Origin of the sequence: Providencia sp. PROV116 (genome assembly GCF_028482485.1) — a bacterium.
Classification (GTDB): Bacteria; Pseudomonadota; Gammaproteobacteria; order Enterobacterales; family Enterobacteriaceae; genus Providencia; species Providencia rettgeri.
In genome coordinates, this window is record NZ_JAMPQO010000017.1 from 70,764 (window position 1) to 84,267 (window position 13,504).

At 39.3% G+C, this 13,504-nt stretch carries 12 protein-coding genes; 11 read left to right on the forward strand and 1 reads right to left on the reverse strand.

Features of this window, described 5'->3' with window-relative positions:
* Positions 1–46: 46 nt before the first annotated feature.
* On the reverse strand, positions 47–829 hold the full coding sequence (locus PSE72_RS12535) for an IclR family transcriptional regulator (RefSeq protein ID WP_004907793.1): 783 nt from the start codon (positions 827–829) through the stop codon (positions 47–49).
* Positions 830–1,074: 245 nt separating this feature from the next.
* On the opposite strand from PSE72_RS12535, the gene PSE72_RS12540 reads away from it, so the two are divergent.
* The 11 genes from PSE72_RS12540 (at position 1,075) to PSE72_RS12590 (ending at position 13,444) form a co-directional block, all read left to right on the forward strand.
* The gene (locus tag PSE72_RS12540) at positions 1,075–2,070 is read left to right on the forward strand and encodes a 2-dehydro-3-deoxygalactonokinase (protein ID WP_042851494.1); all 996 of its coding nucleotides are present in this window, start codon (positions 1,075–1,077) and stop codon (positions 2,068–2,070) included.
* 33 nt (positions 2,071–2,103) lie between these two features.
* The gene (locus PSE72_RS12545) at positions 2,104–2,730 is read left to right on the forward strand and encodes a 2-dehydro-3-deoxy-6-phosphogalactonate aldolase (RefSeq protein ID WP_115168032.1); all 627 of its coding nucleotides are present in this window, start codon (positions 2,104–2,106) and stop codon (positions 2,728–2,730) included.
* Between the two features lie 18 nt (positions 2,731–2,748).
* Positions 2,749–4,185 carry an N-acyl-D-amino-acid deacylase family protein gene (locus tag PSE72_RS12550; RefSeq protein WP_217007821.1) on the forward strand — a complete coding sequence of 479 codons (1,437 nt, stop codon included), beginning with the start codon at positions 2,749–2,751 and terminating at the stop codon, positions 4,183–4,185.
* A gap of 13 nt (positions 4,186–4,198) precedes the next feature.
* Entirely contained in the window at positions 4,199–4,591 is a 393-nt protein-coding gene (locus PSE72_RS12555; protein ID WP_004259329.1) for a RidA family protein, read from the forward strand.
* Positions 4,592–4,615: 24 nt separating this feature from the next.
* A complete protein-coding gene (locus PSE72_RS12560; protein ID WP_004907804.1) occupies positions 4,616–6,067 on the forward strand; it encodes a sodium:solute symporter family protein in 1,452 nt (483 codons plus the stop codon).
* Between the two features lie 21 nt (positions 6,068–6,088).
* A complete protein-coding gene (locus PSE72_RS12565; protein WP_217007820.1) occupies positions 6,089–7,342 on the forward strand; it encodes an amino acid deaminase in 1,254 nt (417 codons plus the stop codon).
* A gap of 244 nt (positions 7,343–7,586) precedes the next feature.
* Positions 7,587–8,546, forward strand: a complete 960-nt coding sequence (locus PSE72_RS12570) for a D-2-hydroxyacid dehydrogenase (RefSeq protein ID WP_115168031.1) — start codon at positions 7,587–7,589, stop codon at positions 8,544–8,546.
* 30 nt (positions 8,547–8,576) lie between these two features.
* Positions 8,577–9,386, forward strand: a complete 810-nt coding sequence (locus PSE72_RS12575) for a class I fructose-bisphosphate aldolase (RefSeq protein WP_004259316.1) — start codon at positions 8,577–8,579, stop codon at positions 9,384–9,386.
* Between the two features lie 36 nt (positions 9,387–9,422).
* Positions 9,423–10,463 (forward strand): zinc-dependent dehydrogenase, encoded by a 1,041-nt coding sequence (locus PSE72_RS12580; protein WP_213942773.1) that lies wholly within the window; start codon positions 9,423–9,425, stop codon positions 10,461–10,463.
* Positions 10,464–10,483: 20 nt separating this feature from the next.
* A complete protein-coding gene (locus PSE72_RS12585) occupies positions 10,484–11,986 on the forward strand; it encodes a xylulokinase (RefSeq protein ID WP_109912745.1) in 1,503 nt (500 codons plus the stop codon).
* Between the two features lie 135 nt (positions 11,987–12,121).
* Positions 12,122–13,444: an MFS transporter gene (locus tag PSE72_RS12590; protein ID WP_004907815.1), complete on the forward strand. Its 1,323-nt coding sequence runs from the start codon at positions 12,122–12,124 to the stop codon at positions 13,442–13,444.
* The last annotated feature ends 60 nt before the right edge of the window (positions 13,445–13,504 follow it).

The window sequence follows — 13,504 nt, forward strand, 5'->3', positions numbered from 1 at the left end:
ATTGCTATTTTGGCACCCCATCTCATATGAGATGGGGTTTTTTGTTTTATTTAGTGCTGGTTGGCTCGATATAGCCAAGGCGGCGGGAAATCAGTAAGCAAACGTGGGCAAGTTCTTCATTAACACGGTCTATTTTGGAAACCATTCTGTGAGTCGGCCCAGCGACACTAATCGCGCCGATCACATTACCGGTATAATTAAATATCGGCCTAGCTACACAGGTAAGCCCTTCTTCATTTTCTTCATCATCTAAAGAAAAACCTTTTATACGGATATCAGCCAAAACTTCATACAGTTTCATGCGGTCGATAACTGTTTTTTCAGTGTATTTGGTTAACGGTTTATCCAGTACTGCATCAATTTCTTCTAACGGTTGGAAGGCTAATAAAGCTTTCCCTATACCAGTACAATAAGCGGGTAGTCGAGCACCCAGTTTTGCGGAAGTTTGAATGGATAGCGTTCCTTCACTTTTATAGAGATAGACCACATGGCCACTGTTATAAACCCCTAAAAAGCAAGTTTCAAACGTTGAACTCGACAACGTTTTTAAATAAGGGATTGAAACTTCGACTAAATTAACATTCATTAAGCCTTTAATGCCTAATTCGAGGCTTTTTAAGTCAAGGTTATAGCGTTCTGTAAGATGGTCTAAGCTGACATATTGGCGTTCTTTTAGTGTTTCTAATACGCGAAAAGCCGTGGTTTTTGGAATTTCCGTATTCTTGACCAATTCGGCCAAAGAAATTCCGTCAGAATGGTTACTAATCTCTTCAAGTATGGTCAGTACTCTGTCGATACTCGACGAGTTTGCTTGACTTTCTTTCGTCATCGTAGGCTCCTCACTCACGCTAAGCTCTTTCATTGTACTCATTATTTAAACGTCGTTCCATTTTTACCTCGATGCAATTTTTTTCTCTGAAAAAACATGCAGTACGTAATGTATTGATCTTCATTGAATTTGATTTTTTGATTGTGATCGCTGTCGTTATTCTTATAAAAACGGAACGATATTCCTATATTTTAATATATGTCCTTAAAAAAGGAACGACGTTCCGTTATTTTAAAGGGATAAACATGTTGATAGTGACCATTGATACAGGGACAACGAATACCCGAGTTAGAGCATGGAAAAATAACGCGGTTGTTCGTGAACAAAGTGTTGAAGTTGGTATTAGGGATTGTGCAAAAAATGGCGATAAAACGCTGTTAATTCAATCAATAAAAATAGTACTAGATAAGCTGTTGTTAGGAGTGAGTGCTGAAGAAAGAGAAAATTATCAGCTCGTTGCATCTGGCATGATTACATCCGAAATTGGGCTGTGTCACTTACCTCACCAAGTGACCCCGGTTTCAATGCAGCAACTTGCTAAAGCCACAATGCCTTGTGTTATCAAGGAGATCAGTGAAAAACCGATTATTTTTATACCAGGCGTTAAAAATAACGTGGCAAATATGACGTTTGATTCAATTGAAAGTATAGATGTAATGCGTGGTGAAGAAGTTGAAGTTTTTGGCATTCTAACACAGCAACCGGATCTTGGCCCTGCCTTAGTCATTTTGCCCGGCTCGCATTCTAAGTTTGTACGTCTTGATGAAAATAATAATGTGGTTGCATTGGCAACAACGATGGCAGGGGAAATCTTCGATACATTAACGCACCAGACTATCTTAGCCAGTTCTTTAGAACACCAATTTGTTCAATGTTTAGATAAAGAATATTTACGCAAAGGTGCTGAGCTTAGTCTGCAAGTAGGGATTGCGAGAAGTTGTTTTTCGGTGAGGTTACTAGACCTTTTCACGGAAGCGACACTTGACCAACGCTCAAGTTTTTTATTGGGAGCTATTTTGGCGTCAGATTTACTCGCAATAAAACATAGCCAAGCTCTTAATATTACTAGCGATATAAAAATTGTTATTAGTGGAAAACCTATTTTAGCGGATGCACTTAAAGAGTTAATTAAAAATGATAGTTACTTCACTGGGGAAATACACCTATTAGACGATAAAAAGGAACAGCCTTTTTCTGGATTGGGTGCAATTTCAATATTAAAAGAAACGCAATGCAAATAAATATTATTAATGGTTTTTTATTAGGTGATTGTTATGAACTCTAAAAATGAAATACCGCTTATTGCAATATTACGGGGAATAAAACCTGACGAAGTTTTAGAACATATCGCTATCCTTGCAGATGAAGGTTTTAATTATATAGAAATTCCTCTTAACTCTCCCGAGTGGGAAAAAAGTATTCCATTAGCGATTGAAAACTACGGCGATAAATTAAAAATCGGTGCCGGTACTGTGCTCAATAAAAGCAATGTTGAAAAGTTGGCAATAATGAACGCTAAAATTATTGTCACACCTAACATTAACGTTTCTGTGATCACGACTGCTCTTGAAAATAAGATGGAAATATTTCCAGGTTGTGCAACAGCAACAGAAGCTTTTACCGCGATTGACGCTGGTGCTGTTAATTTAAAAATCTTTCCTACTGCGCCTTTTGGGGTTAATTATGTGAAATCGCTGATGTCAGTGATCCCAAAAAATATTGCCATTTATGCGGTAGGAGGTATCACGCCGAATAACTTGCATGAATACCTAAGTATTGGCTGCCATGGTGCAGGGTTGGGAAATGATCTTTATCGAATAGGCCAAACACCAGAGAAAACCAGAGAAAAAGCGAAAGCATTTATATCTGCATATATCGCATTTAAAAATCAAACTAATTAATCTTAAAGAGATATTCAAATGAAATACGATTATGTTTTTAAAAATGCCACTGTAATAGATGGTAGTGGTAAAAGTGAGTTTGTCAGTGATATTGCCGTTAAAGATGAATGGATTATTAAAATATCAAAAAATATAAGTGAAGATGCTGAAAAAATAATTGATTGCTCAGGTTTAATTTTATCACCTGGATTTATTGATGTGCATACTCATGACGATTTAATTGTGATTGATAAGCCTGAATATATCGAAAAAACATCACAAGGTGTAACGACAATTATTGTCGGTAATTGTGGTATCAGTGCAGCGTGTGCAACATTAAAGGACGAAGTTCCTGACCCAATTAATTTATTAGGTGAATTAAGCGAATTTCAATTTGCTGATTTAGCCAGTTATAAACAAAAAATTAATAATGTGAAGCCAACTGTTAATGTCGCGACATTAATAGGGCATACAACCTTAAGAAATAATTGTGTGACAGACTTATTAAAGCCCGCGACGCCAGACAATATCGCTCATATGAAGCAAGTATTGGCCTGTGCGTTAGATGAAGGGGCTTTAGGGCTAAGCACTGGTTTATCTTACGGTAACGCGATTAATTCTTCGACCGAAGAAATTTGTGAGTTGGCTGAATTATTAGCAGAGCATCAGGGAATTTATACCACTCATATGCGAACTGAATATGACGGTATCATTGATGCGATGCATGAAGCCTTCCATATTGGTCGTCATGCAAAAGTTCCTGTGCAAATTTCCCACCATAAGTGTGCTGGGGCAAAAAACTGGGGACGCACAAAAGAAACGCTGGCTCTCATTGAAAAATACCAAGCTATGCAGGATATCAATTGCGATTGTTATCCATATCGTGCGGGTTCATCAAACTTAGATATAACACAAGTCACTGAAGATTATGACATTCTAGTCACTTGGTCGACACCATTCCCTGAAGTCGCAGGTAAAACATTAAAAGAAATAGCGGCTATGTGGAGTAGCGATATTTTCCAAGTTGCTGAAAAAATTGTGCCTGCGGGAGCGATTTATTTCCAAATGCACGAAGACGATGTGCGTCGTGTGTTACAGCACCCAAGCAGTATGGTGGGTTCTGATGGCTTACCACGTGACCCTAATCCACATCCTCGTCTTTGGGGAACTTTCCCTCGAGTTATTAGCCACTATAGCCGTGATGAGCAGCTTTTCCCAATGACCACCGCGATTTACAAAATGACAGGCATGTCAGCACAACGTTTTTCTTTAAAGGATAGAGGCCTTATCCAAGAAAATTATTTCGCAGATATCGTTGTATTTGACCCTGAAAAAATTAATGAAACAGCCACATTCCAAGACCCAAAACAAAAAGCGGATGGCATTGAATATGTGTTTGTTAATGGTGTTCTGACCTATACCAAAAAAGAAATGACAGGGAATAGAGCAGGTAAATTCTTAGAAAGAAATAAATAAAAGAGAGAAAAAAATGATTAAAAGATTCGGAATTGAAGGCTCAAAAGGTACTGGCGGGCAATCTTTGCCTTTTGCTAAAGCCGTGTTAGCTGACGGATGGCTGTATGTTTCAGGGCAAACACCCATGATTGACGGGGAAGTGATTGATGGCGGAATTATCGCTCAATCTAAATTAGCTATCGAGAATTGTTTAAACATTATGAAAGATGCGGGATTTGCTACGCAAGATATTGTGCATATGAAAGTGGTATTAAGTGATGCGCGCTATTTCCAATCTTTTAATAAAGTATTTCAGCAATTCTTTGCAGATAACCCACCTGCGCGGGTGTGCTTTGTCGCTGACCTTGTCGTCGATTGTATGGTTGAAGTGGATATCACCTGCTTCAACAGCAAATTCAAATCTTAATTGCTAAGGCGATGAGAGGCTACTATGGAACATAATAATTTCTTAATGTGGTTTTTGTTATATGCATTTGTGATGATGTTTGTGGGTTGGTATGTAACAAGGCATCAAAAAACCGGTGAAGACTTCATTCTTGGGGGCAGAAAGCTCCCTATGCTACTCACTCTCGGTTCAACTGTCGGTACGATGGTGGGAACGGGCTCAAGTATTGGTGCAGTCAGTTTTGGTTATTCCAATGGTTGGGCGGGAATGTTGTATGGGATTGGTGGAGCGACGGGGATCTTACTAACGGCTTGGTTATTTGCGCCAGTAAGAAATTATCGCTTTATGACCATGAGTGAAGAGATCTGCTATTACACTGGCGGCAGCCGTTTAGTGAAAAACTTGGTTGCGTTATTAATATTTTTAGCATCGATAGGCTGGCTGGGCGCTCATATTCTTGGCGGCGGTTTATACCTAGCATGGGCGGCAGATATTGATATTACTGTTGCGAAGATCATTATCGCAGTTGGCTTTGTTTTTTACGTGGGGATTGGTGGCTATAAAGCGGTTTCATGGATTGATACACTGCAATCAATTGTTTTATTCCTCGGGTTTATCATTCTAGCGGTTGCTTCGGTAAGCTATGTCGGTGGTTGGGATGTTGTTGTTAAGAGTACAGACCCTGACGCCTTTACTTTATTCGGTATTGGTAAATTAGGCGTTTTACCTGCGATATCATTGGCTGTGGTCATTGGCATTGGTGTATTAGCGACACCGTCATATCGCCAACGTATTTATTCAGCAGCATCAACTAAAGCTATCCGCCAGTCCTTTATTATTACAGGGTTACTGTATATGGGGTTTTCGTTCCTACCTGCGATTATCGGGATGGCAACGCATGTGATGGAGCCGAATTTAGAAAACAGCAGCTTTGCTTTCTTATATGCAACTAATGCTTTACCGCACGTGTTAGCGATGGTGGTATTGATTGCAGGTATGTCTGCCAATATGTCATCAGGCAGCTCAGATGCTATCGCGGGTGTTTCTATTATCCTACGTGATATCTATACGATGGTAACAGGTAGGATGCCTCCACCTGAGAAAGCGATCAATTTATCTCGTATCTTCTTACTTGGCGTCATCTTGTTAGCACTTGTCTTTGCATTAACTTCGAATGACATTATCGGCTACATTACCAAAATGATATCAATGATTATGTCAGGCCTGTGTGTGACCGTGTTATTGGGTAAATTCTGGCATCGTTTTAACTGGCAAGGCTGTATTGCTGCATTGGTTGCGGGGAGTTCAACATCATTAACGATTATTTTGACGCCAGAGTGGTCTGCAAAATTAGGCAACCCAGTAATCCCTGCATTAGCCATCAGTTTGGTCTGTGCTGTTGTTGTGACATTGATAACCCCAAAAAATAAACTCAGTCGTGAAGAAGTACTAGAAAATATTACTCACGAGAGAGAAAACACAGCCAAAAGCCAGTAACCAGCAAGTTGAGGGAAGAAAATGACGAAACTGAATGTGTTAGCAGGCGTAGGGCATAAATCAGCCACATTAAATCAGGAAGGTATTTCGGTAAACATTCTACATGAGGATGTGTGTTTGCCTGCGGTGGTAGTGAAGCGTAATGAACTGGAAAATAATATTGCATGGATGCAGCATTATTCGAATGTGGCGAATGTTTCGTTGTCTCCACACGGTAAAACCACCATGACGCCTGCCATTTTTAAACGACAAATTGCTCAAGGTGCATGGGGGCTAAGTGTAGGAACAGCGTATCAAGCCAAGGTGGCAGTGGAGTCAGGTGTTCAGAATATCATTATTGCGAATCAAGTCGTGGGTAAAACCAATATTCGATTACTTGCAGAGTTAGTGCAATTAAATCAAGCCAATATTTATTGTTGTGTTGATAGCGTGATTCATGCAAAACAGCTGGCGGCTATTTTTTCATCGTTAGATTTAACCATAAATGTGCTGATTGAGTTAGGGGTTAATGGTGGACGCTGTGGATGTCGAAGTGAAGAAGAAGCCATCATATTGGCAAATGAGTTAACCAAACTCCCTTCTTTAATGATTGCTGGCATTGAATTCTATGAAGGTGTTATTCATAGCGATGATGCCCAACAGGATATTGAAGAGATACAGCAATTTTTACAGCGAGTGTTAACCACCAGTCAAAAACTGGATAGCTTAGGTGTATTTGTACGTTATTCAGGGGAGCTATTAATAACTGGGGCAGGTTCAGTTTGGTATGATCTGGTCAGTAAAAAAATGGCAGAGTTTCATCTTTCTAAACCTATTCGGTTTGTGATCCGCCCTGGATGCTATATTACACATGACCACGGTATTTATGATGAAGCCCAGAGAGCATTGAAAGTTAGGGATAGTATGGCCTGCCAGTTAGATGGCGATTTGATGCCAGCGATGGAAATTGTGGCATTAATTCAGTCAGTACCTGAGAAGGGACGAGCGATTGTTAATTTTGGAAAAAGGGATGTCGCCTTTGATGCTGGTTTGCCTCAGCCTCTAATGCAATATCGAGAGGGAAAGCCAGTCTATTATCAAACGAATAGTGCGAAAACAGTCGGTTTAATGGACCAACATGCCATTTTATCTTTTGATGAAAATTGTGATTTCCAAGTTGGCGATATACTGATCTTTGGGACATCTCATCCCTGTATTACATTTGATAAATGGAAAGTGATTTATCTTGTTGATGATAAATATGATGTTATAGAGGAGATGCCAACCTTTTTCTAATGTTGTATTATTAACCCACTTTATTTTATATCGGTCACTTGTTTTAAGTGGCCGATTTTTTTATCCATCACTTTATTGTGATCGAATTCATAACAAATTGTGCATTTGCACAATTATATTCAATTTTTAACATTGAAAACTAGTCATTCTTACAATGCCTTCCTAATAAGTGAATTATATAATTTTACTAAATCAAAAAGTCTAATTGATATTCATTTTATTGATTAATTGGGTGGTAATGAAAATGACAGTTAAAATCGTATTTCTCGATCATGAAACTTTCCCCGAAGGAATAAATATTAAGAAAATAAATAAAGAATATAGTTTAGAACTGTATGGGAAAACATCGGAAGATGAAGTTATTGAGCGAGTAAAAAATGCAGACATTATTATTACCAATAAAGTAAAAATCACTAAAAAAGTTATTGAAGCTGCAAAGCAACTCAAATTTATTTCTGTCGCTGCAACAGGAACGGATGTGATTGATATTGGTGCTTGTAATGAGCGTAATATATTAGTTTCTAATATCAGAAATTATGCAATAAATACAGTTCCTGAGCATACGTTTACCTTGATTTTAGCCTTACGTCGTAGCTTATTAGCCTATGCACAATCAGTACGAAATGGTCGTTGGCAAGAATCAGGCCAGTTTTGTTACTTTGATTATAAAATTAATAACTTATCTGGTTCGACGCTTGGTATTATTGGTGATGGTGTCTTAGGTAAGGCAGTTGCTGATATCGCAAAAGTTTTTGGTATGAAGGTGTTATTTTCCACATACAAGGGCACGAATAATATGGGCCCACTATATACACCTTTTGAAGATGTTATTGCGAAAAGCGATATTATTTCTATTCATTGTCCATTACTCAAATCCACCAAGGATTTAATTAGCTTTCCAGAATTCGAACAGATGAAACCGTCTTGTATTTTAATTAATACTGCACGAGGTGGGATCGTTAATGAAGAAGCATTATATGGCGCTCTAATAAATAATAAAATATTAGGTGCTGGGTTTGATGTTTGTATTTCAGAACCACCTGAAAAAGAAAGTTATATGATGAAATTAACTCAGTTATCAAATTTTATTCTTACTCCTCATATTTCATGGGCTAGTTTTGAAGCCATACAAACCTTATCAGACATGATGATGGACAATATCGAAGCCTTTTTATCTGGCCATCCTCAAAATTTAGTTAATTAATTCACTCATTGATTTAAAGAGGTCATCAATATGTTTTTAGGAAAAGAAATCCGTTTAAAAAGATTATTAAATAAAAAATCTGGCCGTCTTCTTGCAATTACCATGGATCATCCGATTACACGTGGTGTATTACCGGGAATTGGTGATATTAAATCCGTCATGAAACAGGTTGTTGCGGGTGCACCTGATGCTATTACGATGCATAAAGGTATTATTGAAAAGGTTTATCCTCCATATGTTGCTTCCGATGTTTCTATCATCATGAAAGCGACAAGTTACTCCATACCTTACCATGAAGCTTATGACACACCCGTTGCTGACGTTGAAGAAGCCATTCGTTTAGGAGCAGACGCAATTTCAGTCGGCTGTATTATGGGCGGGCCAGAACAGGCACAGCAATTGACATTTTTAGGCCAAGTATCGAAAGCCGCTGCTTCCGCAGGACTGCCTTTAGTCGCACACATTTATCCAAAAGGCCCAATGATTGAAGACAGTTTTGATGCGAAAAATCTCGCTTACTGTGTTCGCGCAGGCGCTGAGCTAGGTGTCGATATCATCAAAACACTCTGGTCTGGTTCCCCTGAGACATTTAAATCTGTCGTTGATAGTTGCCCAGCTATGGTTGCTTTAGCTGGTGGTGATATGGGGAGCGATCTTGTTAGCTTCCTAACAAATACACGTAAAGCATTAGATATTGGTGTTGGTGGTGTGACATACGGGCGCTTTGTATGGCAGCACGAAAACCCAACAGCAGTCATTAAGGCTCTGAATGCATTAATCAATGATGATTGTTCGGTTGACCAAGCTATCGCGGAATATAAGCAAGCGGGTGGCAAATAACCAACGTTCATAGTTGTTATGCATGGGGAGGAAAAAATGAAAGCAGCGGTATTGTATGCGCCTAATGAACTTAGAGTGGCAGACGTTAAATATCCACAAGTTGGTAAAGGCGATGTGGTTATTAAAGTCAAGGCAGCCGCGATTTGTGGAACTGACGGACGGATTATTTCCGGTAAAAAAACCAAAGGCGTGCGTTACCCTTCTGTAATAGGGCATGAATTTTCAGGGGAAATTGTCGAAGTCGGTGAAAATGTGACTGACCTAAACGTCGGGGACGCAATCGCTGTTGACCCTGTCGTGCCATGCCGTTCTTGTGTTTATTGTCGTATCGGTAAAGAAAATGTCTGTTTAAACCGCCAAGCAATCGGTTATGAATTTGATGGCGCTTTTGCGGAATATGTTCGAATACCAGAGGTTGCTTTGTCATCGGGTAATGTCTTTAAGATACCGAAAGGGATGTCTTTTGAAGCCGCAGCATTAGCTGAGCCGTTAGCTTGCTGTATCAATGGACAAAAAAATGTGGGTATTGAGCTCGGTGATACGGTGGTCATTATTGGTGCGGGGCCTATCGGGTTAATGCATGTGCAACTTGCACGTTTCTCAGGTGCGACAAATATTATTGTTAGTGAACTCAATGAACAACGTCAACAGGCTGCGTTAAATTGCGGTGCTACACATGTCGTCAATAGCCAACAAGAAAATTTACTGGATGTGGTAAAAGGCTTGACGGAAGGGGTGGGCGCAGATGTGGTGATTATTGCTATTGGAATCCCTGGATTAGTTAATCCCGCATTGGAACTCGCTAGAAAAGGAGGACGAGTTAACCTGTTTGCCGGTTTCTCAAAGGATGATATGGCACAAATTGATGTCAATATTATTCACTACAACGAGCTGATTCTTACAGGAGCCAGTGCGTTAAGTCGAGAAGGATACCAGCAAGCCTTGACACTGATTTCTTCGGGCTTAATTGATATCGAGAAATTAGTGACTCACCGATTTGCTTTAGATGAGATCAACGAGGCCATGGCAACCGCTCAAAAAGGTGACGCGATTAAAATTATTATACATAACAATTAAAAGCAGGCGTTGGAGGCAGCATGATGGACAGTGTCTATTTGGGAATTGATGCAGGTAGCAGTAGCGTGAAAGTTTGTGCATTTAATTTCCATGGAGAATTATTGGCAAAGGCTTCACGTGATACCAATATTATTTCCAAATCTCCCAAAAATCATGAAATTGACTTAAATGACTTTTGGAAAAAGACCGCAGATGCAGTTAAAGAAGTGACTTCTCAAGTAAAGAATATCGTATCTGTGAGTTTTTCTGTTGCTTGCCCAACGCTGGTTTTATTGGATAAACATCATAAGCCTGTTGCAAATGGGATTACTTATCTTGATGGGCGTTCCGAAGGTTTCATACAGCAAACACTCGGGGAAAATATAACGCATGTTCGGGCACTTTCTTGTAATAGTCCAAGTCCGTCTGCATGTTGGGTGGGAACGTTAGGATGGCTACAAGAACAACAGCCGGAATTAATGCAAAAAGTTCATAAGGTCGTTCTACTTAATAGCTTTTTATCTTTAAAGTTAGGAAGTCAAAAAGCCGCCATTGACCCGACCCAAGCCGCGTATTCTGGCGCAGTCGTTTTGTCTAAAGCACCTAAGTGGTCAAAAGAACTATTAAGGTATTGGAAGTTTAATCACGATATTTTACCGCCAATTTACCAGTGCACTTCTGTGGTTGGTAAGGTGAGTAAAGAAGCCGCTCAAGAAACGGGGTTAAAAGAAAATACGCCAATTATTTTAGGGTCGGCAGATACTGCTGCTGCTGCATTTGCCGTTGGGTTACTTGACCCTGAAACAGCTTTTGAATCAACAGGAACATCGGGAGTCATAACGTTTTGCTTAGAAGAGCCGAACTTTGACCCTCGTTTTATGAACCGGTACCACATAGTCCCCAATCAATGGTTGGCCCATGGAGCGATGTCGACAACTGGGGGGACATTCAGTTGGCTAAATCAGGCTGTTTGGCCGGAAGTCAATGACCATGAACAGTTGGAGATATTTTCAAAATCATCAGTACCTGGTGCTAATGGCTTAATTTATCTGCCTTATTTAGCTGGAGAACGTAGCCCTATTTGGGATGTTAATGCATCGGGAGCATGGATAGGCTTACGGCTAAATCATACTCGCGATGATATGGTCAGGGCGGCATTTGAAGGTACAGCATATGGTTTAAAACAGATTTTGAATATTGCTAATGAAAAATGGGGAGTGATATTAGATGAATTACTCAGCGTAGGGGGAGGATCACGTAATACGTTATGGACTCAAATTAAAGCGGATATTCTTCAGGTTGAATATAATATTGCCCAAACAGCAGATGCAGCGGCTTTTGGCGCGGCAATGGTTGGTGCGACAGGAGCCGGTTTTTTCTGTGGTATTAATGACCCTGATTTACCGATTATAAAAACAGAAGATATCACATTCACACCAAATCAAGATAAAAAAACACAAGATACTTATAACAAGCAGTTTAATATTTACAATGGGCTGTATCCTTTATTAAAAGAAACAATGCATAGCTTGTCGAGTAAATAAAATTAGTTGAAGTAAGTTTAAATTAAATAACGTTCCTAAATGTTAATTTTAATGAATTAGCAGGGATCGTTTCATTCTTAAAAAAGCAGGTAATAAAACGTGTATTAAATAATAAACTGCTCTGGAGCGAAAATAATGATAAATTCAAATCCGATTAGGCCAAAGACGAATTATCGTTGGGTGGTATTAGCCCTGATTTTTATCGTCTATGCTGTAAATTATGCAGACAGAAGTAATATTGGTGCGGTTCTACCTTTTATTACTGATGAGTTTAAATTAACTAATTTAGAAGCGGGTTCTCTCGCGAGTATGTTTTTCCTCGGTTATGCTTTATGTCAAATACCCGCAGGCTTTTGGATGGCGAAACGTGGAATAAGAGGTATGGTGTCATTATCCATTCTCGGTTTTTCTGCCATGACTTGGTTTATTGGCTTAGCCCAATCTGCCTTTGCAATTAAGTGGTTGCGTCTTGGCCTAGGTATGGCCGAAGCACCAACTCCTGTCGGGCTAACGTCGACAATTAATAACTGGTTTCCAGCAAAAGAAAAAGCAACCGCCACTGGCGTTTATATTGCTTCAACGATGTTTGCTCCGATTATTGTTCCACCATTAGTTGTTTGGATTGCATTAACTTATGGATGGCGTTGGGTCTTTATTCTGTTCGCTATTCCCGGTATTTTCCTTGCAATTATTTGGTATTTATTTGTTAGAACAAAACCAGAGGAAAGTCGTTTTGTTTCGCAAAGTGAATTAGATTATATTCGTGCCGATAATTCAGAAATTGCAGAAAAGAAAATAGAAGGCAATATTGTTCTGAGTCCTAAATTTAATACGCTAGATAAATTTATTCGTGTTAAATCAGTCACTCCATTAAGTTCAGCTTCCCAAATATTTAAATCTAAAAATATTTGGTGTAATACTATTTCTTATTTCATGATGGTCAGTATTTTATATGGAATATTAACCTGGATACCTTCTTATCTGGTAAATGAAAAAGGCTTTTCATTTATGAAAATGGGCTTTGTTGCATCAATGCCATTTGTTGGTGGGTTTATCGGCTCGATTTTTGGTGGCTGGATCTCTGATAAAGTTTTTGGTCGTCGTCGCAAACCCACCATGCTTTTTACCGCAGTAGCGACGATTGCGATGATGTTAGTGATGTTGAATGTACCCGAAAGCACGAGCGCAGTTGCACTTGCCCTTTTCTCGGTTGGTTTGTTCTTGAATATTGGCTGGCCTGCATTTACTGCTTATCCAATGGGAGTCGCTGATAATAATAACTATCCAATTGCGATATCTGTTGTAAATAGTGGAGGAAACTTAGGTGGCTTCGTTTCACCTATGATGGCAGGGTTATTGTTAGATATGACCGGTAAGTTTGATGCTGTTTTCTCTTATTTTGGTATCTGTGCGGTGATTGGCTTAATTATGATCCTCTTACTCGATGAACCGAAATAATAAAAAGTCGTATCAGGTGGGCGAGTACCCACCTGAATTTTTAACTTATTGATAATAAAA

Coding starts and splice junctions, on each gene's coding strand:
- PSE72_RS12535 (WP_004907793.1), bottom strand. CDS start 829: ATGACGAAAGAAAGTCAAGCAAACTCGTCGAGTATCGACAGAGTACTG.
- PSE72_RS12540 (WP_042851494.1), top strand. CDS start 1,075: ATGTTGATAGTGACCATTGATACAGGGACAACGAATACCCGAGTTAGA.
- PSE72_RS12545 (WP_115168032.1), top strand. CDS start 2,104: ATGAACTCTAAAAATGAAATACCGCTTATTGCAATATTACGGGGAATA.
- PSE72_RS12550 (WP_217007821.1), top strand. CDS start 2,749: ATGAAATACGATTATGTTTTTAAAAATGCCACTGTAATAGATGGTAGT.
- PSE72_RS12555 (WP_004259329.1), top strand. CDS start 4,199: ATGATTAAAAGATTCGGAATTGAAGGCTCAAAAGGTACTGGCGGGCAA.
- PSE72_RS12560 (WP_004907804.1), top strand. CDS start 4,616: ATGGAACATAATAATTTCTTAATGTGGTTTTTGTTATATGCATTTGTG.
- PSE72_RS12565 (WP_217007820.1), top strand. CDS start 6,089: ATGACGAAACTGAATGTGTTAGCAGGCGTAGGGCATAAATCAGCCACA.
- PSE72_RS12570 (WP_115168031.1), top strand. CDS start 7,587: ATGACAGTTAAAATCGTATTTCTCGATCATGAAACTTTCCCCGAAGGA.
- PSE72_RS12575 (WP_004259316.1), top strand. CDS start 8,577: ATGTTTTTAGGAAAAGAAATCCGTTTAAAAAGATTATTAAATAAAAAA.
- PSE72_RS12580 (WP_213942773.1), top strand. CDS start 9,423: ATGAAAGCAGCGGTATTGTATGCGCCTAATGAACTTAGAGTGGCAGAC.
- PSE72_RS12585 (WP_109912745.1), top strand. CDS start 10,484: ATGATGGACAGTGTCTATTTGGGAATTGATGCAGGTAGCAGTAGCGTG.
- PSE72_RS12590 (WP_004907815.1), top strand. CDS start 12,122: ATGATAAATTCAAATCCGATTAGGCCAAAGACGAATTATCGTTGGGTG.